Annotated in this window: 19 protein-coding genes; 18 read left to right on the top strand and 1 reads right to left on the bottom strand. The window is 42.9% G+C overall.

Annotated elements, in window-relative coordinates; genetic code table 11:
* Positions 1-98: 98 nt before the first annotated feature.
* Positions 99-836: a class I SAM-dependent DNA methyltransferase gene (locus I2H74_RS02695; protein WP_195571413.1), complete on the bottom strand. Its 738-nt coding sequence runs from the start codon at positions 834-836 to the stop codon at positions 99-101.
* A 237-nt stretch (positions 837-1,073) separates the two neighbouring features.
* Between I2H74_RS02695 and I2H74_RS02690 the strand changes: the two genes are divergently transcribed.
* From I2H74_RS02690 to I2H74_RS02605, 18 genes are all read left to right on the top strand, one after another.
* A complete protein-coding gene (locus tag I2H74_RS02690; RefSeq protein ID WP_195571411.1) occupies positions 1,074-2,000 on the top strand; it encodes a phosphotransferase enzyme family protein in 927 nt (308 codons plus the stop codon).
* 212 nt (positions 2,001-2,212) lie between these two features.
* Positions 2,213-3,583, top strand: coding sequence for an AAA family ATPase (locus I2H74_RS02685; RefSeq protein WP_195571409.1), 1,371 nt, complete (start codon positions 2,213-2,215; stop codon positions 3,581-3,583).
* Complete coding sequence (locus I2H74_RS02680; protein WP_195571407.1) at positions 3,584-4,462, top strand: flagellar biosynthesis protein FlgA; 879 nt, start codon at positions 3,584-3,586, stop codon at positions 4,460-4,462.
* Positions 4,438-5,262 (top strand): AAA family ATPase, encoded by an 825-nt coding sequence (locus I2H74_RS02675; RefSeq protein ID WP_195571406.1) that lies wholly within the window; start codon positions 4,438-4,440, stop codon positions 5,260-5,262. The genes I2H74_RS02680 and I2H74_RS02675 overlap by 25 nt, the downstream gene beginning before the upstream one ends.
* A 15-nt stretch (positions 5,263-5,277) precedes the next feature.
* On the top strand, positions 5,278-6,762 hold the full coding sequence (locus I2H74_RS02670; RefSeq protein WP_195571404.1) for a CpaF family protein: 1,485 nt from the start codon (positions 5,278-5,280) through the stop codon (positions 6,760-6,762).
* The gene (locus I2H74_RS02665; protein ID WP_195571402.1) at positions 6,740-7,723 is read left to right on the top strand and encodes a hypothetical protein; all 984 of its coding nucleotides are present in this window, start codon (positions 6,740-6,742) and stop codon (positions 7,721-7,723) included. The genes I2H74_RS02670 and I2H74_RS02665 overlap by 23 nt, the downstream gene beginning before the upstream one ends.
* Positions 7,720-8,604 (top strand): hypothetical protein, encoded by an 885-nt coding sequence (locus I2H74_RS02660; protein ID WP_195571401.1) that lies wholly within the window; start codon positions 7,720-7,722, stop codon positions 8,602-8,604. The genes I2H74_RS02665 and I2H74_RS02660 overlap by 4 nt, the downstream gene beginning before the upstream one ends.
* A gap of 17 nt (positions 8,605-8,621) precedes the next feature.
* The gene (locus I2H74_RS02655) at positions 8,622-8,816 is read left to right on the top strand and encodes a hypothetical protein (protein ID WP_195571399.1); all 195 of its coding nucleotides are present in this window, start codon (positions 8,622-8,624) and stop codon (positions 8,814-8,816) included.
* A 10-nt stretch (positions 8,817-8,826) separates the two neighbouring features.
* Positions 8,827-9,312, top strand: coding sequence for a hypothetical protein (locus I2H74_RS02650; protein ID WP_195571397.1), 486 nt, complete (start codon positions 8,827-8,829; stop codon positions 9,310-9,312).
* A gap of 16 nt (positions 9,313-9,328) precedes the next feature.
* Complete coding sequence (locus tag I2H74_RS02645) at positions 9,329-9,817, top strand: hypothetical protein (protein WP_195571395.1); 489 nt, start codon at positions 9,329-9,331, stop codon at positions 9,815-9,817.
* Positions 9,818-9,834: 17 nt separating this feature from the next.
* Entirely contained in the window at positions 9,835-10,065 is a 231-nt protein-coding gene (locus I2H74_RS02640) for an EsaB/YukD family protein (RefSeq protein ID WP_195571393.1), read from the top strand.
* Positions 10,066-10,079: 14 nt separating this feature from the next.
* A complete protein-coding gene (locus I2H74_RS02635) occupies positions 10,080-10,898 on the top strand; it encodes a DUF5050 domain-containing protein (protein WP_195571391.1) in 819 nt (272 codons plus the stop codon).
* Between the two features lie 13 nt (positions 10,899-10,911).
* Positions 10,912-14,772 carry a type VII secretion protein EssC gene (gene essC, locus I2H74_RS02630; RefSeq protein WP_195571390.1) on the top strand — a complete coding sequence of 1,287 codons (3,861 nt, stop codon included), beginning with the start codon at positions 10,912-10,914 and terminating at the stop codon, positions 14,770-14,772.
* 30 nt (positions 14,773-14,802) lie between these two features.
* Positions 14,803-15,135: a WXG100 family type VII secretion target gene (locus tag I2H74_RS02625; RefSeq protein ID WP_195571388.1), complete on the top strand. Its 333-nt coding sequence runs from the start codon at positions 14,803-14,805 to the stop codon at positions 15,133-15,135.
* A gap of 30 nt (positions 15,136-15,165) precedes the next feature.
* Entirely contained in the window at positions 15,166-15,462 is a 297-nt protein-coding gene (locus I2H74_RS02620; RefSeq protein WP_195571386.1) for a WXG100 family type VII secretion target, read from the top strand.
* 92 nt (positions 15,463-15,554) lie between these two features.
* Positions 15,555-16,667 carry a hypothetical protein gene (locus tag I2H74_RS02615; RefSeq protein ID WP_195571385.1) on the top strand — a complete coding sequence of 371 codons (1,113 nt, stop codon included), beginning with the start codon at positions 15,555-15,557 and terminating at the stop codon, positions 16,665-16,667.
* A gap of 175 nt (positions 16,668-16,842) precedes the next feature.
* The gene (locus I2H74_RS02610) at positions 16,843-17,646 is read left to right on the top strand and encodes a hypothetical protein (RefSeq protein ID WP_195571383.1); all 804 of its coding nucleotides are present in this window, start codon (positions 16,843-16,845) and stop codon (positions 17,644-17,646) included.
* Positions 17,646-19,517 carry an Mbeg1-like protein gene (locus I2H74_RS02605; RefSeq protein WP_229106295.1) on the top strand — a complete coding sequence of 624 codons (1,872 nt, stop codon included), beginning with the start codon at positions 17,646-17,648 and terminating at the stop codon, positions 19,515-19,517. Before I2H74_RS02610 ends, I2H74_RS02605 begins: the two co-directional genes overlap by 1 nt.
* The last annotated feature ends 123 nt before the right edge of the window (positions 19,518-19,640 follow it).

Below are 19,640 nucleotides of genomic sequence, written 5' to 3'. Positions count from 1 at the left end.
GCATGGTTGTTTATCGACTGCTAATGAAGTGGAAGGATAAGCGTAACTCCGAATAGTGAGAGAGCAATAACCCATAATAGAGAAGTGGAATGAAAGAATCACGACTGCTTCTTACATCTTAGAATCAGAAAAAGAGGGATACGAAGTCTTCTTGCGTATTCTTCTTGATCTTCAAATAACAAGCGATTGGGCTTGCCTTCTCTCAGATCGAGAATGCTAAAGCCAGCCTGTAAACAAGCTTGTACGTAATCCTCAATGGATCGATGAAACTTCACGATCTGTTCCCCAATCCATGGTTCCGTTCGTTGTCCCATTTCAAAATACTGATCTACGATCCAATCTGTTCGTGGACCACCTGAGGCTGCGCTTTTTATCGAAGAGGTGAGGATGGGATGCTGCACGCTGAATACCCACTCTCCTCCCAGCTTCAAAGCATGATACACCTTTTTAAAAAGACTGCGCGCATCTTCTACGTAATGGAGAGCAAGTCGAGAAACAGCTAAATCCACGGTTGCTTCATTTGGCTGCCACTCTTCCATGTTAACGTGATGGATGCTGCACATATGAGCATCGACATGCTTGCGCGCTTCATTGACCATCTGAAGGGAGCCTTCAATCCCCTCGTAGAAGCTGCATCCACGATCCATCAGGTCGACACTGAAGCGGGCATCTCCACACCCTAAGTCCAAGATGTGCTTGCCTCGAACATCCCCGATCATTTCTAGCAGGATCGGCCTTTCAATAAGATTGTTCGGGCTGTTTGTACGGTGTCTTCTAGCCAAATAATTTTTGAAAAAGGCTTCTTGATCATACGCAGACGATCCTTGGTATTCCATGCCAATCCTCCTTTTTGCTGCTAACATATTTTAACATCATTCTTCAACAAGGAGAAGAAAGGGAATCAACTAACGACAATCTTCTTTTCATTGCATGCTGCTAATCCTAGCTTCAATTCCTCTTAGGATCTTTTCACTTTCATGAACGAATCATTATAACGATTTGCAACCTATCTTTCCTGACTCTGCTCCTGCTTTAATTAAGATTAGATGAATCGATAAGAGGAGTGTTGTGAAATGGAAAGACGGTTGGGTGATCACATTCAGAAGTTATATAAGCTGTCGAATCCAAGGTTCGAATCTGTTACAAACGAAATGCACCGCTGTATCACAGAGAATGGAATTTACTATGTGCGTGCTACAAATTATAAGCCCTTGGAGGAACAAGAGGCAGAGATCCAACTGCTTCGAGCGTTAAAGCAATATGGCATTGGTGTTCCAGCTATTGTGCAATCGATACACAATCGATTTTTAGAACAAATCGATGACGAAGGAACAAAGACGCTGGTTGTATTCGATGCTGCCCCGGGAATCCACGTCCCCCGTGAACATTGGAATGAAGAGATGTTGTACGAGGTTGGGAAGGAAATAGGAAGGATGCACCGCGTTTGCCAGCAATATATGAAAAACGATTCTAAGCCGACTATTAAACATTGGCATGAGAGTGATGAATATCGATTTCTAGACTATATTCCCGAGGAAGAAATACATATACGGAAGCTAGCTGATGATGTACTTGCTCAGATTCATGAGATTCCCCGACTGGATACCAACTATGGCATCATCCATGGTGACCTGTGGTTGGAGAACATCTTAATTACCGAAGATCATCAAGTGACATTTATTGATTTCCAAGACGCAGAACGTCACTTCTATCTGTATGATCTTGTTGTGCCGGTGTACTCGGCAATGGAATTCTCTTTTACTGGGAAGGGGAATATTCGAGATTATGCCAATAGGATAAAGGCAGCTATTCTTAAAGGATATATAGAGGAACATGAGCTGCCACAGGACATGTTACGCTGCTGGCCACTATTTTATCGATTGAAAGAACTATTTGAATATGCCTTGATGCACATGTATTGGAATAAAGAACAATTAACGGAGGAGCAGGTTCGAATCCTGAACTTGTACCGAATGAAGCTGGAGAATCCTATCCTGTGATCACCTGGAAAATGACTTTTGATAAACCTATGTCTAGGCTTGCGTTTGGTCATAGGTTTTAAGACTCATACGAATAAAAAGTAAAGTTCATACAATTTATGTTGAAATCTGGAATCTTATGCAGTAAGATAATAAAAGTCTCATTGGATATATAAGGAATTACCTAATCGAAATTTTATTACATAGGACTAGAGAACTTAGTAGGTGAGTCAATGAAGCTATTGTTTGTTGCTGGTCAAATGAACAGAATGATCGAAGGCTATCATTTCAAATCGTTCGATTTTTATCCAAGTGGTTCATTATTCCTATCCGATCTCCCAGCTTATTGGAGTGAGGTTAATCCTAAAGTGGATGCTGTTATTGTCATGGATGAAGGAGCTGTCGGCTCCAGCAGCAGTACCAGACAGGAGTGGCTAGCTTTACTAAGTCAGATGGAGACTGCCGTAGGCACTCCGATGGTTCTTTCAATAACTAGGGATCGGGCACTAGAACGGTATTTGCAATCTTTGATGGAGAGGTTTTCATTTTTACAAGTGGAACACTCGAACGACATCAGAATATCGAAAGAGTTTATTACACAATCTATTCTCCGTCATATCGAGGTGAGGAGCAATACCACTCAAGCTGTACCAACTGCACCTAGAAGCAATCCGTTCACAGAATCTGATCCCGTGAAGGAAAAGAAGTCTTCTTTTCTTGATCGTCTTCTAAAGAAGAGCAAAAATGTGACAGAACGTACCGCAACCGACCCCTTAACGAAGGAGTTGGAAAAGATCAGCCGCGGGATGAGTCGAATTGTAGCCATCACAGGCCATCGGGGAAGCGGAGTAACAAGTACAGTCGTTAATGTCGCTAGCGAAGCAAGCAAACGAGGACTTTCCACGATCATTATTGATCTTGATATCCAGTATCGAACCATGAATATGTATTTTAACAGCTTTCATGAGCGTACAAAGAAAGACGATATGATAAACGCATCACTTATACGCACCTTAGCGAGACCTCAAGATTACACCACCACTACCTATCATCTAAAAGACAACTTATGTTTAACCTCTCTGGGATATGACTTCAAAGACCGACTGCTCATTGAGCAATTCTATAATTCTGCCAAGTTGATTTCCTTGCTTTCTTTACTCCGAAGCAAGTTTAACTTGATACTGCTTGACATGCCAATGGACCTATGTGATTCATTTCGGGATATCTTGATCCATATCGATACATTTGGACTTTGTGTTCCCAATAATATTTATGCGGTTTTAAATACGCTTAAGAATATGGAAGTATCTTTGGATAATGAATCCATTGCTTATTTAAATGCCAAGTCTAAGCTTGTCGTAACCAAATATAATGACCGCTCACGCTTTCAGCAGGAGCAATTTACTCCAGAGTCCGTAAGTAACGTAATGACCTCTGGCTTGCTCGAGCCTTTTATGTATGAGACAAAAGTTGCGGGTTACGTGCCTTATTCTCAGGAGTTTGATGGACAAATTGAAGCGGATCTGCCAATTGTGCATACAAGCAAAGAGCATGAACATGCCTATGGAAGTATACTTCTTAGATTAATGGAGGGAACGAGCTAGATGGACTTAAGCGCCTTAAAAAGTACCAAACCTAACCGCAATCTGTTTAAAAAGATAAGCGCTGTTCTTTTTGCACTCGTTGTTATTTTCTTATCCTATATGTATCTCAATCAAGCGAGCAAGAATGCACAGGACGTCGTAGAAGTCATTCGAGTTAAAGCTGACGAAGGCATTCCCGCCTATGCGCCACTGACTAAGAATAATATTGAGTCGTACAATTTGATCCGCAAGGAATATACAGAGGATATGCTGCTTGCGAGTGAGATAGACAGTACTCTTGAGAAGCTCACAACTTATTACCTTAGAAAAGGTGCTGTCATATACAAAGACCAGCTAACCGATGAGAAACCGTTAAAGAATGAATGGCTGTACGAAGTCAGTGATGAGAACGAGGTGCTTACCCTTCCTTATAACTTCTTAGAGGTTGGAGGAGATATCCTCGTCCCAGGTGACCGAGTACGTATACGCGTATCCTATGATACAGAAGTGAGCTCATCATCGGGCAATCCGAATATACCTTCTTCATCCAGTACCACCGTAAGAAAGACGGAAACCTTATTCGATAGCATTATTGTTAAGGATATGCTGAATTCCAACAGCCGTTCCATCTATGAGGTGTACAAGGAAGTAACGAAGCTGAATGAGGATAAGAAGCAAGAGGTAATGAAGAGTGAAGATTTTCTATCTGGCATTAAACCCAAGGCACTGCTCTTAGAAGGAAGCAGCAAGCAAATTGATAATTATGCGAAGTATCAAGGATACGACAACAAATCCTTCCTGATTACGATACTGAGCCGTAAAAATAGCACGATCATATTGGATCAGCTGCCGACTTTGGAAAAAGAGGTGGAATCGTGGATCGAAGAGAAGCAGAAATAAAGGAGATTCTTACCAAAATCTCATCTAAGGATTTAATTGGGGCTGAAATGCAGGATAGCAAGCTGATCTACAGTGTGGTTGGCTTTATTCAAGCAAGTGATGGCGTTGACAATGCGCTTCTCATCAGCAATCTCGGGTATTTGCTCGCTCAAAAAGGGCTTAACACTTGTATCGTTGATCTAAAAGTATTCTATCCTAATCTGCATCATTATGTAGACGCCACACCTCCTAAAAAAGGGGAGGGGCTGATCAAGGTGCTGAAGAGTGACAAGATTGATTTGCGAGAGGAACTTATTGTTACAAAGTATGAGCGTTTGTATTTACTGTCGCCAAGCCCTCAAGATTTGCTGGAAGAATACTTCGATTTTAATTTCGAGCAAATAGAACGTGTCATTACCATTTTGAAGCAAACCTTTGACATTGTGCTTGTTGATATTCCCAATAATCCGCCGCTTGAATTTTGTTTAGGTGCAATGCGTTCTTGTCATCTTGGCTTCTTTACAGCTGCTGAGCGGATGGAAGCCGTTATCAATATGGTGAAGCTATTAGACTTTGCGAGTTCAGTCGGAATAAGCACTGCGAAATTCACAAGCATTATTCTGATGAATCTTCATCATATCGACTTCGATGTGTCGGTTATGAAAGATATGGGGTTCAATATTGTTGCAGCTCTTCCGTTCGTAAAGGATGGGGTGGCTCGCTCTAATAAAGGCAAGCTTTATGTGAAGGACAATCCGTTGTTCAACCGCCAATTCATCAAGGAAATTCAACGTTTAGCAGCTCAGCTGGCAGCACAGTAGGAAGGGGGACATGGAATGCTAACACGAGGCAAGATCAGTGATATGCAGCAAAAAGTTCATCATCAGATGAACCCTGTGCAGCAATCTGATAACTTGGAAGAGCTGAAGAACAAATATACGACTATTAGCTTTGAGGAAGCGCTTGAACTTTGCCAAAAGTACATAACAAAGGTTACTACCCACGCTTTTAGACGAGAGAATGATCCTGCTCGTAAGCGAGAGATGACCAAATCTTATATTAATGAGTTTGTTGATTCGCAGCAGCCGACGGTTGAAGGCTTCCATGACCTCTTATCGTTAAAGGGCGCTTTGACAGATGAAATCACGCATTATGGCCCGATAACAAGAGCAATGGAAGATCCCAGTATTGATGAGATCAGAGCTAATGGACCGGATCAGATCTTTGTGGAAACGGGAGGTAAATCACTCCGTTGGGATCATCATTTTAGTGATCGGGAACATATGGAGCGGATTATATCTAAGCTAATCGGGGTGTCTAAGGTTAGGCTAACGCCCAAAATTCCTATGGTCAATGCACGTACAATCGAAGGCTATCGTGTCAATGCCACGCATGCTGAGATATCGCCGTACGGCAATCCCGCATTTGTCATCCGTAAGTTCAGCAAGAAAAGCATCTCTCCAAGGATGCTAGTCGAAAATGAATCCTTTACTTCCAACATGTATCGTTTGTTGTCATTGATACCTAAGGCAGATCTATCTTGGATCACTGTTGGGGCGACAGGAAGCGGGAAGACTACCTTAAATGAGATTCTGGTCAAAGAGATTAATCCGTTATCGCGCATCATTACGATTGAGAATCCGTCCGAGATGCGATTAATTCAACGCGAGCAGGATAGCGAACATGGAAAGGTAATCAATGACGTGCTGCAATACGAGTCGGTATCTGACGATGACGATTCCAGTCCTGCCACGATGGAGAATTTGTTGATCAATGCGATGCGTCAATCGCCGCACTGGATTGGACCGGGCGAACTGCGCACACCAGGCGAATTCGCGACAGCGCTCAGGGCGGCGCAGACAGGACACTTTTTCTTCTCCACTTTACATGCTGAAGGTGATAAAGAAGCGATTTATCGATTTTTGACTGCCTATCTTATGGCATCCAATGAGCCCGCAGAACTTGCGCTTCGAAATATATGCAGTGCGGTTAAGTTTGTCATCTTCCAGGAAAAGCTTGCTGACGGTACTCGGAAAGTAACGTCAATTTCTGAGGTGTTGGGAACGAACGGACTAGAGCCCGTCATTAATCAAATCTATCGATTCGAATGTGACGATGTGCTGGAAGAGTTCGATGCTCAGGGCAGGAAAACGATTAAGATCGTTGGCCGCCACAAGAGAGTCGGGAAGCTGTCTGGAGCGGTCCAGCAATTGATGTTAAAGGCAGGTATCAAACGAAGTCGATTTGAATTTTTCACAAAAGACCCGACGGAAGATGAAACAGAGGTGTACGAGCTAAATGAATACAGCTTTAATCGTTAGTCTGCTGCTTGGCCTCGCTGCTTTTATTTGCTTCAATATTATGTTCAATGTTCGTTTCTTTAGCGGGACACTGCGATTTTTCCTGGATATCGCAGATACGTTAGCTGAACATTTAGGTCGATACAATACAAAGCGATATGTGGATCGAATCAAGCGTGAGCGAATCGTTGTTCCGAAAGAAAATATCTATGCGAAGTATAATCGTTTGATTGAAGGATTAATTCTAGATTTTAATATGCCGTTTACATTAGAGAGTTTTACCTCAATCCTATGTATTTTATTTGTGATCGTGACCATGATCATCGTATTGTTCATGAATAGTGTGACGTTATCGGTAGTCATAGCGATTTCTATCTTTATTTTTTTGCTTACGTTTTTTGTCATGCAATCTCGATCCATTAAGGCAGAGCGTCTCGAGCATATTATGGATGCTGAGGACTTGATCTGTCCTCTTGCTAGAGATGGGGTACTTGTTGCGATTAAGAAAGTAATGGAGAGCGATGAGTATATTCATCCCGATATTCGCCCATTCTTTCAGCAATTTATTGATAATTGCGAGAATAACGGCTATTCGTTCAAGCAAGCCATTTTGCTGTTAAATCGTCAGCTTGGTCCCAAGTTCGATAATTTTACAAAGAAGGCGATTGTCTTTGAATATAACGAGCGAAGAGGCATGGCGGATATCTTTCTTGATATCGTGGACGAAAATGCTGTGCTAAGAGAAATTAACATGAAGAAGGATCGTATTTTCCGCAGAATGAATCGAGACTTCATGTTGAAAACCGCGATTATCATCGCTTTCTTCTTATACGCGTTAACGGTAAAGGATTTTAGAGAGTTTATGATTTTCCAGGATTCTGGTAAATTCATCAATACCGTTTTAATAAGCGTTATCTGCTTAAGCTTTGCTAGAACGCAAGTGCTGCAAGGGAATTTAGGTATAGGGGGCGGTAAAAAATGATCGCTCTCTCCAAGCTAATTGCAATGCTCTCTATCTTATATTTGATCAAGGTATTCCTGCTTCCTCTGATGAAGCCAGTCAGCAGAAGCCAGAAGAAGCGTGCAAGACAGTTTATGAAGGAAAGAAAGAAGGAGCTTTCCAAGCAAAAGCAAAAGCAGTGGAAAGCGAAGGTGGCGCTCAAGTATGTGAAACCGCTGCTTAGTACAGGAGAAAGGGTGAGGCTCAAAAAAATGCTGGACCGGCTGGATATGACAGAAAAGCCGGAGGAAATTCGCCTGGATCAGATTCTATATACTGGGCTCGCTGTCATTGCAGCCCTAGTAATGTTGAAAGTGAATATCCTGCTAGGCTGCGGAACAGCAATCTTTATCATCTTAGGCTGGTTGTATCCCATTGAGGAGATGGAGAAGAAGATTGAGAAGAAAAACAAAAATATCTCGGTCGACTTCCCGGCATTCTACAGCATGGTCTATTATCAATATTCGAAATCTGTAAATATCCATCTTGCCGATGTCATTAAAGACTATCTGCCCAATGCGAATCCGGATATTGGGGAGGAGCTTGGCGTTATGCTCGACAACATCGATTATGGTGAGGAATACGCCTTAAAGCAGTTGAAAAAGCGAGTTCCTCTTCATTACATCATCAAGTTCTGTGACATTATGGAGACGAGGCTGAAAGGCTACGATAACGTGTCGCAAATGTCTTACCTCAAAAACGAATTGGACAGCTTTCGTGTACGAGCTCTGGAAGAAGAGCTGGAAAAGCGAAAACGTGCAGGTGCTCGGATTCAGCTTACCTTAATTGTTGTACTGGGTATTTATATTGCGATTTATTATCTGTTCACCATCATGAGTTCGATGAAATTATTTCAGATCTAATATAGGAGGAGTCTTTGATGAACAAATTAAAAGCTGTTGTTGGGAATGAACGTGGGGAATTTGGCATTAAACAAATCGCTATTACTGTTGCTGTCATTATTATTATCGGTGTAGTCGTTTCAATAATCACGGGAAGTTTAGACACGTGGGTTGAAGATATATGGGATAAATTCCTAAATTTAATTGATTCCTCTATTAAATCAAGCTCCTGAGGTGCTATAAATGCAAGGAATAGCCAAAGCAGTACTAGTCACGATCATAACCTCAATTATTATCGTGCTGCTTATGAATATGTCCTTTTTCTTTCCGTGGTATCTTACCCTTGTTACCGAGACTTACTATATCTCACAAGAGGTAGCAAGTGAGAATTATTTAAAGCGTTCAAGCTACAAGGATATCAAGGATGCATTGGAGGATCGACCGATCTTCAACAAACGAAAAAACGATATCAAGGTCTTGGTGGCGAAGGATGCAGGGTTCTACACTAGCGCGATACCAGATATAGATCGGGATGATTATAGTGATCTGTCAGATTACGAGAAGCCCTATCAACAAAGAGGCAAGCCTGTTTATGTGAAGGTAGAGGCGGTATATCCGTTAACCGTTACTTTATGGGGAAAAGAATACAGCAAAGACATTCCGATGTCATTCCAAATCGTAACGACTGGACTCAAGCACTATAAAGACTTGGAATATTACACGGAGTGATTAGGATGAAGCAGCTATGAGAATGATTGCATATGGTTTATTAACGGTCATATTGTCTTCATTCCTGATCGTTCCGATGGTGGAGCTTGCCATCGTGTATCGGGAGAAGATTGTACTTGATTCGGCGGTCCGCAATGCAAGCCGAGTGGCCAAAGATCGAGCGCTGGAATATGAGCATATGCGCAATTTGGATGCTGTAATGGACGAAGAGCGATTTAAAGATTACTTTGCCGAGACGTTTGAAGATGCGATGAATATGTCTCGTTCCTCTTCGGTAGGCAATACGCTTCGATTCACTTCTGATGATGGTAAGTTTCTTCCATTTACCATTACGCTTGACTTCTTTGAAGAGGATGATGGACGGCAGGTATCCAAAGTGACGATAAGGGCTGAAGCGGATTATAAGTTTAAAACGGCATTAATGCGCACGGCTGAGCGCTTGAATCCTAATGTCAATTATGAACTTTCAACGGAACGTACCTACATCTTATCGGTTAGAAACTAGTGAGGAGGAGACCTCTGATGGATTACATCTTGGTGTCCTTGCAGACTGGGCATGGAGCGCCGTATGACCTGAAAGTTCCCACCTTTGTTCTAGTTGATGAGCTCATTCCGATGCTCATAGAAGCGCTTGGCTTGAACATCCCTCCGCAGGCACAGCTGCAAGCTGAACCGATAGGGAAAATTCTCAGCAAACAGCGCACGTTGGAGCAGGAGGGAGTGCGTCACGGCGCCCTATTAACCCTCATCTGAAGAGGAGAGATGAAATGCAAGGAAATGTCTTGAATGGCGGCCTTGTTCTGAGCTCGGAATATGGTCTCATTCTTACGGATATGAAGGATTTTGAGGGGACGAGCTTATTTTCTATGGATTCAAGCCGAGCTCGAATACAGAAGCTTGATGGACAACTGTGGTTCATGAATTCGGATGGTCAATCTGTCTATTACAGTGATCAAAAAAAGCAGCACAGCTTGTGCCGAATGCCTATTGGTACGATGCGAGAGCAGCAGATTCTAGATAAGCCTTGTTGTTACCTCCAACTCCATGAAGAGTGGATTTATTACTTGGATGAGATTAGTCAACGCTTATGCCGCTGTCTAAAGGATGGCAGACATGATCAGGTCATTGTGGATGAGAAGGTTCTCTGCTTTCTGATATACAACGGACAAATACTTTACTCAACGCCACTTGGGTTAAAGCGATGTGATCTATCGGGCTTAGCGAAAGAACAATGGATCGATCGGGCAGGGACATTTATGCAGGTGATAAGTGACAGGCTTGTATTTGCTGATACATTCCACGACAACATCTTAACTCTTGTCGATCTTATATCAGGCAGCATTTCAGCTATGGAGGATATTCAGGTTACCAGCATGAATCATGACGGTCAATATTTATATTGTGTCAATGGTAGACATGAGAGATCGATTTATCGCGTTGATCCGATACAACAAAGAGCGATCCGCATCGTGGCAGATCGTGCAGACTATCTTCATATTATTCACGATAATCTGATGTATTTCAGCAACAAACATTGGTACCAGATGTCATTAAACGGTGGCGAATCTATCAAAATCAGTATATAAGGAGGCAGCACCTATGAATACGGATTTCAGCCGTCAACCGAGGTTTCTCCCTGACATTCCTAGAGGAGAGATTGAGGTGCCTAACCCTCCTCATTTGAATGAGAAACCGGAGATCGGATGGTTTGGATTATTGGCTCCGCCAGCGGTGATGCTTGTGATTACCTTGCTGATCACGATGACGATGCAATCCATTTTTATGCTGATCTCAATCGCTACAACGATCATGACGCTGATTGCTTCTTTGACTGGCGCAACGAGTCAAATTCGAAAGTACAAGAAAAAGAAGAAAGAACGGGAAGATAAGTACCTGCAGTTCATCACCGATACAAGAAGCGAGCTTGCCATAGCAAGGGAACAGCAGACAAAAGCGATGAATGAGATGTTTCCCGATCCTATGGAATGTGTTCAGCGAATACTGGATACGGATAACAAGCTATGGGAGAAGACTCCATCGCATCGTGATTTTTTATCTGTACGGTTAGGTCTTGGAAGTGCTCCGCTCGAGATGAGCATCCGCTATACGAAGCAGGCTTTCATATTGGAGTCAGATCCATTGATCATGGAGCCTCAGCGTTTAGCCTATGAGTTTGAAAAAATTCCTCAGGTTCCGATCACGGTCAATCTCTTGGAGACGGGAATCTGTGGCATTGCAGGTGACAAAACGAAAACGGCTGAGTTATTAGAGCTTGTGCTCCTACAGGTTGTTACGCACCAGGGCTATGATGATGTCCGGGTCGTTATTCTAACCTCGGAGGAGGACTTGGATAAATGGAGCTGGACCAAGTTTCTTCCGCATTTGTGGGATGATGGCAATCACTATCGCTTTCTACTGTGCGGCAAAGCAATAGCGCATGGTACATTATCTGAGCTGTACCAGCTGTTTAAAGAAAGAGAGCTGCGAGCGGCAGGAGGCACCGTTCTCCCGCATTATGTGTTCATCGTTGAAGATGTGACCTTGTTGGAGAATGAAAAGCTAAGCAAATATTTATACAATGATCATTCGAAGCTTGGCATTTCGACTCTATTTGTTGCACAGCATGCTGCCTATTTACCAATGAATTGCAAGACTGTTGTTACGCTGCAGGGGAAAGCTGGAGAGCTAGCCGATCGCGAATCTGGTGTCAAAACGCCATTTACACCTGACTCAAAATCAACCCAGCCAATGGATTTTGCTGCTAGAAAGCTGGCTCCATTGCGGATTAAAAATGCGAGTGCCAACTTCACGCTGACATCCTCGATTTCTCTTCTAGACATGCTGAACATTAAACGGACAGAAGAGATGGATCTACTAGCATTGTGGACTTCAAACAAAACATATATGGGGATGAACGTTCCTTTAGGGGCTAGAGCAGGAGACGATTTGTTTTACCTGGACATGCATGAGACTGGTTATGGTCCGCATGGACTTGTTGCCGGTACAACAGGCTCAGGGAAAAGTGAGCTGCTGCAAAGTTTGATTATCTCATTAGCTATTCATCATCACCCGCATGATGTGGTCTTCGTATTAATCGACTATAAAGGCGGTGGAATGGCTGATGTATTCAAGGGGATGCCTCATCTAGTAGGAACCATTACGAATCTAGGAGGCAATCAGACTACAAGAGCGCTGTTGTCTATTAAAAGTGAGCTGATGAGAAGACAACGATTGTTCTCACAATACGGGGTAAACAACATCGACAAATATCAGAAGCTGTTTTATACCCGGAGACCTGAAGGAATGCCCCCAATTCCGCATTTGGTCATGATTGCGGATGAGTTCGCAGAACTTAAGCAGGACCAGCCGGAATTTATGAAGGAACTCGTAAGTACTGCTCGGGTAGGAAGAAGCTTGGGTGTACATTTGATTCTTGCCACACAGAAGCCCGCTGGAGTAGTCGACGATCAGATTTGGAGTAACTCCAAGTTCAAGATCTGCTTAAAGGTTCAGGATGAAGCGGATAGCCAAGATGTGATCAAGCGGCCAGATGCGGCCATGATCAAGGAACCTGGAAGAGCTTATATTCAGGTTGGCAATGATGAGGTATTTGAGCTATTCCAATCTGCCTATTCTGGTGCAGATTATGATCCTGAAGGCGAAATGCAGAAGAGCAGCAACAAAGCGAAGCGTCTTTATAGGGTTGCCTTAAATGGACGAAGTGATCAGATCTATCCGCTTTCAGAGGAGAAGATAACAAGCAAAGAGGTTCCATCACAGCTTTCGGCAATGGTGGAATACATCACTCAAACAGCGGAGCGTGCTGGCATCACGCCTTTAGAAGGACCGTGGCTTCCGCCATTACAAGATACGGTACAGCTTGATGAGCTGCTGCAAGCAACATATGAGAATGGACAATGGCCTATTCAAAAAGAACGGTTAAAAGTTGTAGTAGGGGTCGCAGATGATCCAAGATCACAATGTCAGGAGCAGCTGGCGCTTGATTTTGTGAATGAAGGAAATCTATTTGTGTATGGTGCGCCAGGTACAGGCAAGACGGTGCTCTTAAAAACATTATGCTTGTCCCTTGCCCTGACTTATTCGCCAGAGGATGTGCATGTGTATGCTTTAGATTTCGGCGGTAATTCGTTGAAGGCGCTAGAGCGTTTTCCTCATGTCGGAGGTGTCGTCACCCTGGAACAGGAGGAACGGCTAGAACAGTTCATGCTGTTCTTATTCCGAGTGATCGAAGAGAGAAAAGAGCTCTTCGAGCGTGCTGGCATCGATGGATTTGCAGAATACAGCAAGCAAGGAACAGGAAAGCTTCCGGCAGTACTCGTCATGATCGATAACTACTTCGCGCTGTCTGAAACCTATGAGGAGCTTGACACTCAAATGGTAGTGTTAGCACGTGAAGGGACAAAGTACGGAATCTATGTTGTTGCAACTGCGACAAATGCTAATCTTATTCGCTATAAATTCGCTGTCAACTTCAAGCAGGCATTGAGTTATCAGATGACGGACAAGTCTGAGTACGATGGAATTGTAGGAAGAACAGAGGGACTTGAGCCAACGAATGTACCTGGCAGAGGCTTGGTTCGCGGGAAGCCTCCATTGGAGTTTCAGACGGCTCTTCCAGAGATTCGCGGGCTTCAACTGGATCAAGTTATGGAGCAGTTCAAGCTATCCGATCTGCCATCAGCACCACCTATACCGATGATGCCAACCTATATCGATCTAAGAAATATTCAAGCAGAGCATGTGACTATCGCTATAGGACTAGCCAATAATGATCTTCAGCCTGTGAGAGTGGATCTGCTTGCAACACCAGTGGTGATGGTTGCAGGTGAGTCGTTATCCGGCAAGAGTACTTTGATTATGTCTTGGATTGAAATGCTCCACAAGCAAAATGAATCGTTAAAGGTATATGCATTGGATTCTTCTGCTATGGGGATCTATTCGCTGATGAATAAGCCTTATGTAACAGATCTATCCACCGTAGAAGATCTGTTCGAATTCTCGGATGGAATCAAGGATCTGCTCGGCGAGAGACGGAATCAGCTGTTGACCTGCCGTACTTCCGGTGGTGATATTGTCGGGTTACAGGCACAATGGGAGCCAATTGTGTTTGTATTCGATAGACTAAGCGAGTTCACGAGCAACGAGATGTACATTCTGCATGAGCTGATAGAAAGAATCGTTAAGCATGAAAAAGGAATGAAGGTAGTCGTTCTTGCAGCGGATAGCACGGCTGATATGGCATCGAATTGGGACATGCTTGGCAAGACGATTCGAGAGGAGCAGACTGGCGTACTGCTTGGTGGCTTGAAGGATCAGAACTTGTTCAATGTGAACCTGCCGTATGGCTCACAAGAACGAATAGCTGAACGTGGAGACGGTTATTTGGTTGTGAAGAACAAATATACAGGACTCAGATGCGGGATTATTCACGATATCTAATCCAAGTCGCGTAGAAGGAGGCTTGCACAAGTGTCCATTCGACCCTATGAGATCCGACAGAGTGCCTCGCAAATCCAACGGCTGACGGATGAAGCGAAACGGTCGTCCAATGAGATAAATTCCAATATCAACCGCACTCAGCAATATTGGAAAGGAGCTGCAGCTTCAGCCTTCCAATCGTCGGGGCAGGAATTGTCCTCACGCACGTCTAGCTTGCTAGGCAAAGCACAGCAGCTTGAAAGTGAAATGAGAAGACTTGAGTCATCTGTTCAACGAGCTGAGGAAGAACGAGAGCGTAAGCGTCTGGAGGCTGAACGGCTTGCAGCTCAAGCTAGAGAAGCAGCTCGCAACAAAAATAAATAATGGAGTTTTTCTTGAAAGGAGGTGAAAACGATGGCGAACAAATTAGTTTTTAATCCGGAACAGGCCCGTAGTGTAGCTAAATCCATTAAAAACAAAGCGTCCAACGCGGATACGCTCATAAAGCAGCTTAAGACTGAGATTCATTCTGTCAGCGGCTGGTGGGAAGGTCAATCCCAAACCGCATTTGTTCAACAGTTCGACGATTTGCTGCCAAGCTTCAATAAGCTGGTGGAGTGCGTGAATACGATCAGCGCGAATTTGGATGAGATCGCACGTGTCAAGCAAGAGGCAGATCAGCAGCTTGCTAACAAATTGCGTTCTAGATAATGATGTACTTATCCGACAAGGGGGGCTTAGGCCCTGCCTTGTCCTTTTAACAATATAGACTTCGTACTGACCAAATATGGGGGATACATCGTATGATGCTCACAGAAAAGCAGTATTGGGAGCTTATCTCAACAATTCATGCTGGTGGAGAGAAAGAACCAGAAGGACCAAATGCTCTGATCACAGCCATTCATGTCGTTGAAGGGATTGAGATCAGGGTCTATGAATTTGAACATAAGGATATCGTCTTGATCTTTACATACAAGCATGATGAATGGATGCAAGGATTTGCGAAGCTGTTTGGAGATCTTGAGGATATAACAGGGCAGCTGCTTTCACTTGTAGAGCCATATATCGTGGAGAATAAGACAACGGTTAGCGGTTATGGCATCGGAGGAGCATATGCGGTATATGCATCAGCTAAAATGAATCTTTCAGGTGTTGTATTTGACGCTCCCGGCCATGCTAGAGCCTTAGCAGAGTCTGAATTCGAGAATGTGAACTGCCGCAACATTATCGCATACGGTAGCCTTGTTCCTGCTTTCGGACATCATCCTGAGCCATTGATTTTTGCAGAGCAGGCAAAGGACATGGAGGGGAAAGATGTTTATGCATTCGACAGCGAAGGAAGTGTGCTGGCCGCCCATATCCAATCCAATCCGTTCTTCCGTCTAATGAATGGGGTCAACAACCTTATTGATAATCCCAATGAAATCCTTAATGAAATGCTTCGTGATATGGCTATCCATGCCGGGATGGAGGAGCATTCGGATCAAGATATCGTCTCTTTATATTATGTGTTGAATCACATGGAGTTAGAGCAGGCAGGGCAGCTATTGCCTGTGCTTTTAAAGCGAATCGATTATCACTGTGATCATATTTATCAAGAGTATCGAGAAGCCTGCCAACAACTATTCGAAGCGGGCGTCAATGAACAGTTCGAGCAGCAGCTTGCAACGCTTTCGATTGAGGCTATTGAGAAGGGCGCGAGTTATGCGGAGACCCTATATTCCTCGATTGAAGGAATCCTATCGATTCTGTTTATACAGAAGCTATCGGAGCATAAGGATGGTGAAGAGATAGAGTCAACATTGCCTAGCTTGGCACTGCAATTGAGCGAACGAGTGGATCAATTATCGGATCGTATCAACGAAGTGGTGGAAAAAGGAATGGTTCAACTTCTTTCTAAGACTACAGCTACTTAATGTTTATTGATAGAATAAAACGTTACAGGTTATGGAAAAGGAAGATGAATAAGGATCTAGAAGAGAATAATGAGAAGCATCTTACAAGGCCACATTTAACAACATGCAGCTTCGTTAAAATCATAAATGGGGTGAAGATATGAAGCTAGCCCAAGCAAGGAGGTTATGGTTTCTAATGATTCTATTGCCATTGATCGCCCTTTTTGGATGTGAGTCGCAGCCAAATAAGTATGGGGATGCTGCCAAGAAAATCGAAGAAGCTTTGCAGCAAAAGTATGGGGAAGCATTTATCGTAGAAAAGATTGGCGGTGGGTTCGGAACGGTTAACAGCAATACGATCAAGAGCATGGCAAGTCCCAAGAGCGATCCAAGCATCAAATTCCAAGTGGAGATCACGAAGGATCTGGAAAAGGTTTACGACAAGTACTTGAATGAGATTGTGGCGCAATCCAATGTCAAGCCGATTGAGGAAATGGCACGGAAGTTTTGGAGTGATGCCAAGGTAACGATAACGAATGACACGGTGTGGACATATCCGACTCATGTGGATAGGGATATGACTTATGAGGAATTTTTGAAGTTGTATCCATCAAACACACAATTAATATCCGTTTTTGTAAATGGTGCAAACTATATCAATGAAATAAATGAAATGAATGAAGATGCTGAGTTATTAAAATATCAACAATTTGCAAAAGCACTTGTTGGAAGCGGCAACCTTAAGACTAGGTTTAATGTGAAATATTTATCTTTAGCCGCTTATAGCAGATATGATGAATTAAGAAGACAAAGTGCAGAGATGACTTATGAGTATAAAAAGGAAGAGGATGAGCGCTCTATAATGAATTTTGTAAATATAAACGGTTCATATATTTCGGAAAATGGCAAGTTAGAGGATTCAGAGGATGACTTTAAAGAGACATTTGAACATTGGAAAAGAAAGAGGCAAGAGTATTCTGAAAAGAAAGGAAATATGTGATGGGATCAGTAAATCAGGTTGATTTATTAAAGTTATCTCAATTGGTTTACTTAGATGTTAGTACAGTAAAAGAGACGTCACTTTCAGAATTATATGATAAAAGGGGCTCAGTTACCATTGAGAATCTTTTAGACTATTACTCAACGGATCCAGAAGGACAAGCATTTATTAAAGAGAGGTTCCCAAGTGATCTGAATGGAAGAAGCGAGGCGGATCAATGGTTTGAATTGTTGAATGAACTGAAGCAGCATGAGCAAATGAAGAACTGGAAGATTACGAATGTCCAACCAAACACCGATACAGGTTTTTCTGCATTTACAATTGAATCGAACGATTCATCTAATACGAAGATTGTGGCGTTTCGTGGCAGCGAGCCAATGGAGGACTTAAAGTATTGGAACGATTGGTCAAACAATCTTAGCACGATGTACAAATTGCAATCCCCTCAACAGGCAGAGGCGAAAAAGTATATGGACAAGCTGCTCTCACAACAGTCCGATTTTTCCTCCTTATACTTAACGGGCCACTCCTTAGGTGGCAATCTCGCCCTATATTCATCCTTTACACTCCCAGAACAGCAACGAGACAAGCTAGTTACCGTAACGACATTCAACGCACCAGGATTTAACCAAGATGTTATTGATAAGTATCAAGAAGCGATAAACACGCTTAACGCACAAGGCAAAATGACGGAATACCGTAACGATGGAGATATCGTACCTGCACTGTTTATTAATCCAACCGAAGGTGTTTATTTGAAATCAAGCTTTAAATGGAGTGATTATTTAAGTCACCACTCTTTATTTGCAACAGTCTTAAATGAAGACGGTACGAAGTTTGTTCTTAATGATGAGCAGAGATTTGCTCCAATACCAAGCAGAATTAATAATATCACGAAGCAGGTTCAGGATTTGCCATATAACTTAAGAGTGATGCTAGTTGACATGATTGACGCAATCCAAACAGGGGAGGGAACTTTATCCGAAAAGCTGAAAGATCATGAGACAGAATTAAAAATTTCTGTAAGAGAGATATTTCCTATTCTTCTCAACGAACTTGTCCCTGGGCTTAAATCTCTTGGTTTAGACATCATAGAGCATGAGATACTTCCTGCATTGCGAGAGGGGACCCTGACCGATGGTGTGGAACTTGCTTTAAAAGAAAAAGGAAATCAGTACATCGACTACGTAGTAGACAAATTGCTTCCTCCAGCTATAAAAGAGGTAAGTCGCAATACGCTTAAAGAGTTGTTTCAACAAGAACTCAAGGCTTTTTTTGAACAATTAGAACGGAATCTGCTCGCGTTTTTCTCTGTCGCAAAGTGGATGCTCAAAGCAGATTTATTCCTTCATGAGTTAAGAGAAGGTATTAAACAAAAGGTCAAGTCAGTCGCCGATGAGATAGGGAATGCCATCAAAGAGAAGGTCACACAATTTGTAGATTCAGCAAGAGAAATAAAAGATCGTATTGTAGGTAATGTACGGCGTAAGACGCTTAGCGTTGTCAAAAGCATATGCCTTGGCATCTCGGCAGTAAGGAGAGGCGTAAAGATGGTTACGCACTTATCCGATCTTCGGGATATTGAACGGAGCATGGGCCGTAAAAATGAGCAATTCCACGATATGCTGACTCGAGTCTTGCAAACGGCAAGAAATGTAACGTGGGAAGCAGGCAGGAACTATTCAGAGTCCTATGTGCAATCTCAAGTAAGAACCATCCAGCGATTATGCGATGAAATGCAATCAGAGCAAAAGAGAGTTCGCGAACATATGGAGCACTTATCGGGAGGATTGCGTGACAGTATTTCGAAGATCCAGGAGATTGAATCGGCCATTCTTAGAGCTACACGTCTTAACACAGTGTATATGTAGAATAAAAAGGAAACCATCATTCATGCATCTAAAGTTAAAGCGATTGTTTTTAGGATTAGTTACCGTTATTACATTCTCAACATTTTTGAGCCAATCCACCGTACATGCGGATTTCCTTTACGT

Origin of the sequence: Paenibacillus sp. 1001270B_150601_E10, from assembly GCF_015558675.1 — a bacterium.
Lineage (GTDB): Bacteria > Bacillota > Bacilli > Paenibacillales > Paenibacillaceae > Paenibacillus_B.
This window is presented reverse-complemented; position numbering and strand designations above follow the sequence as displayed.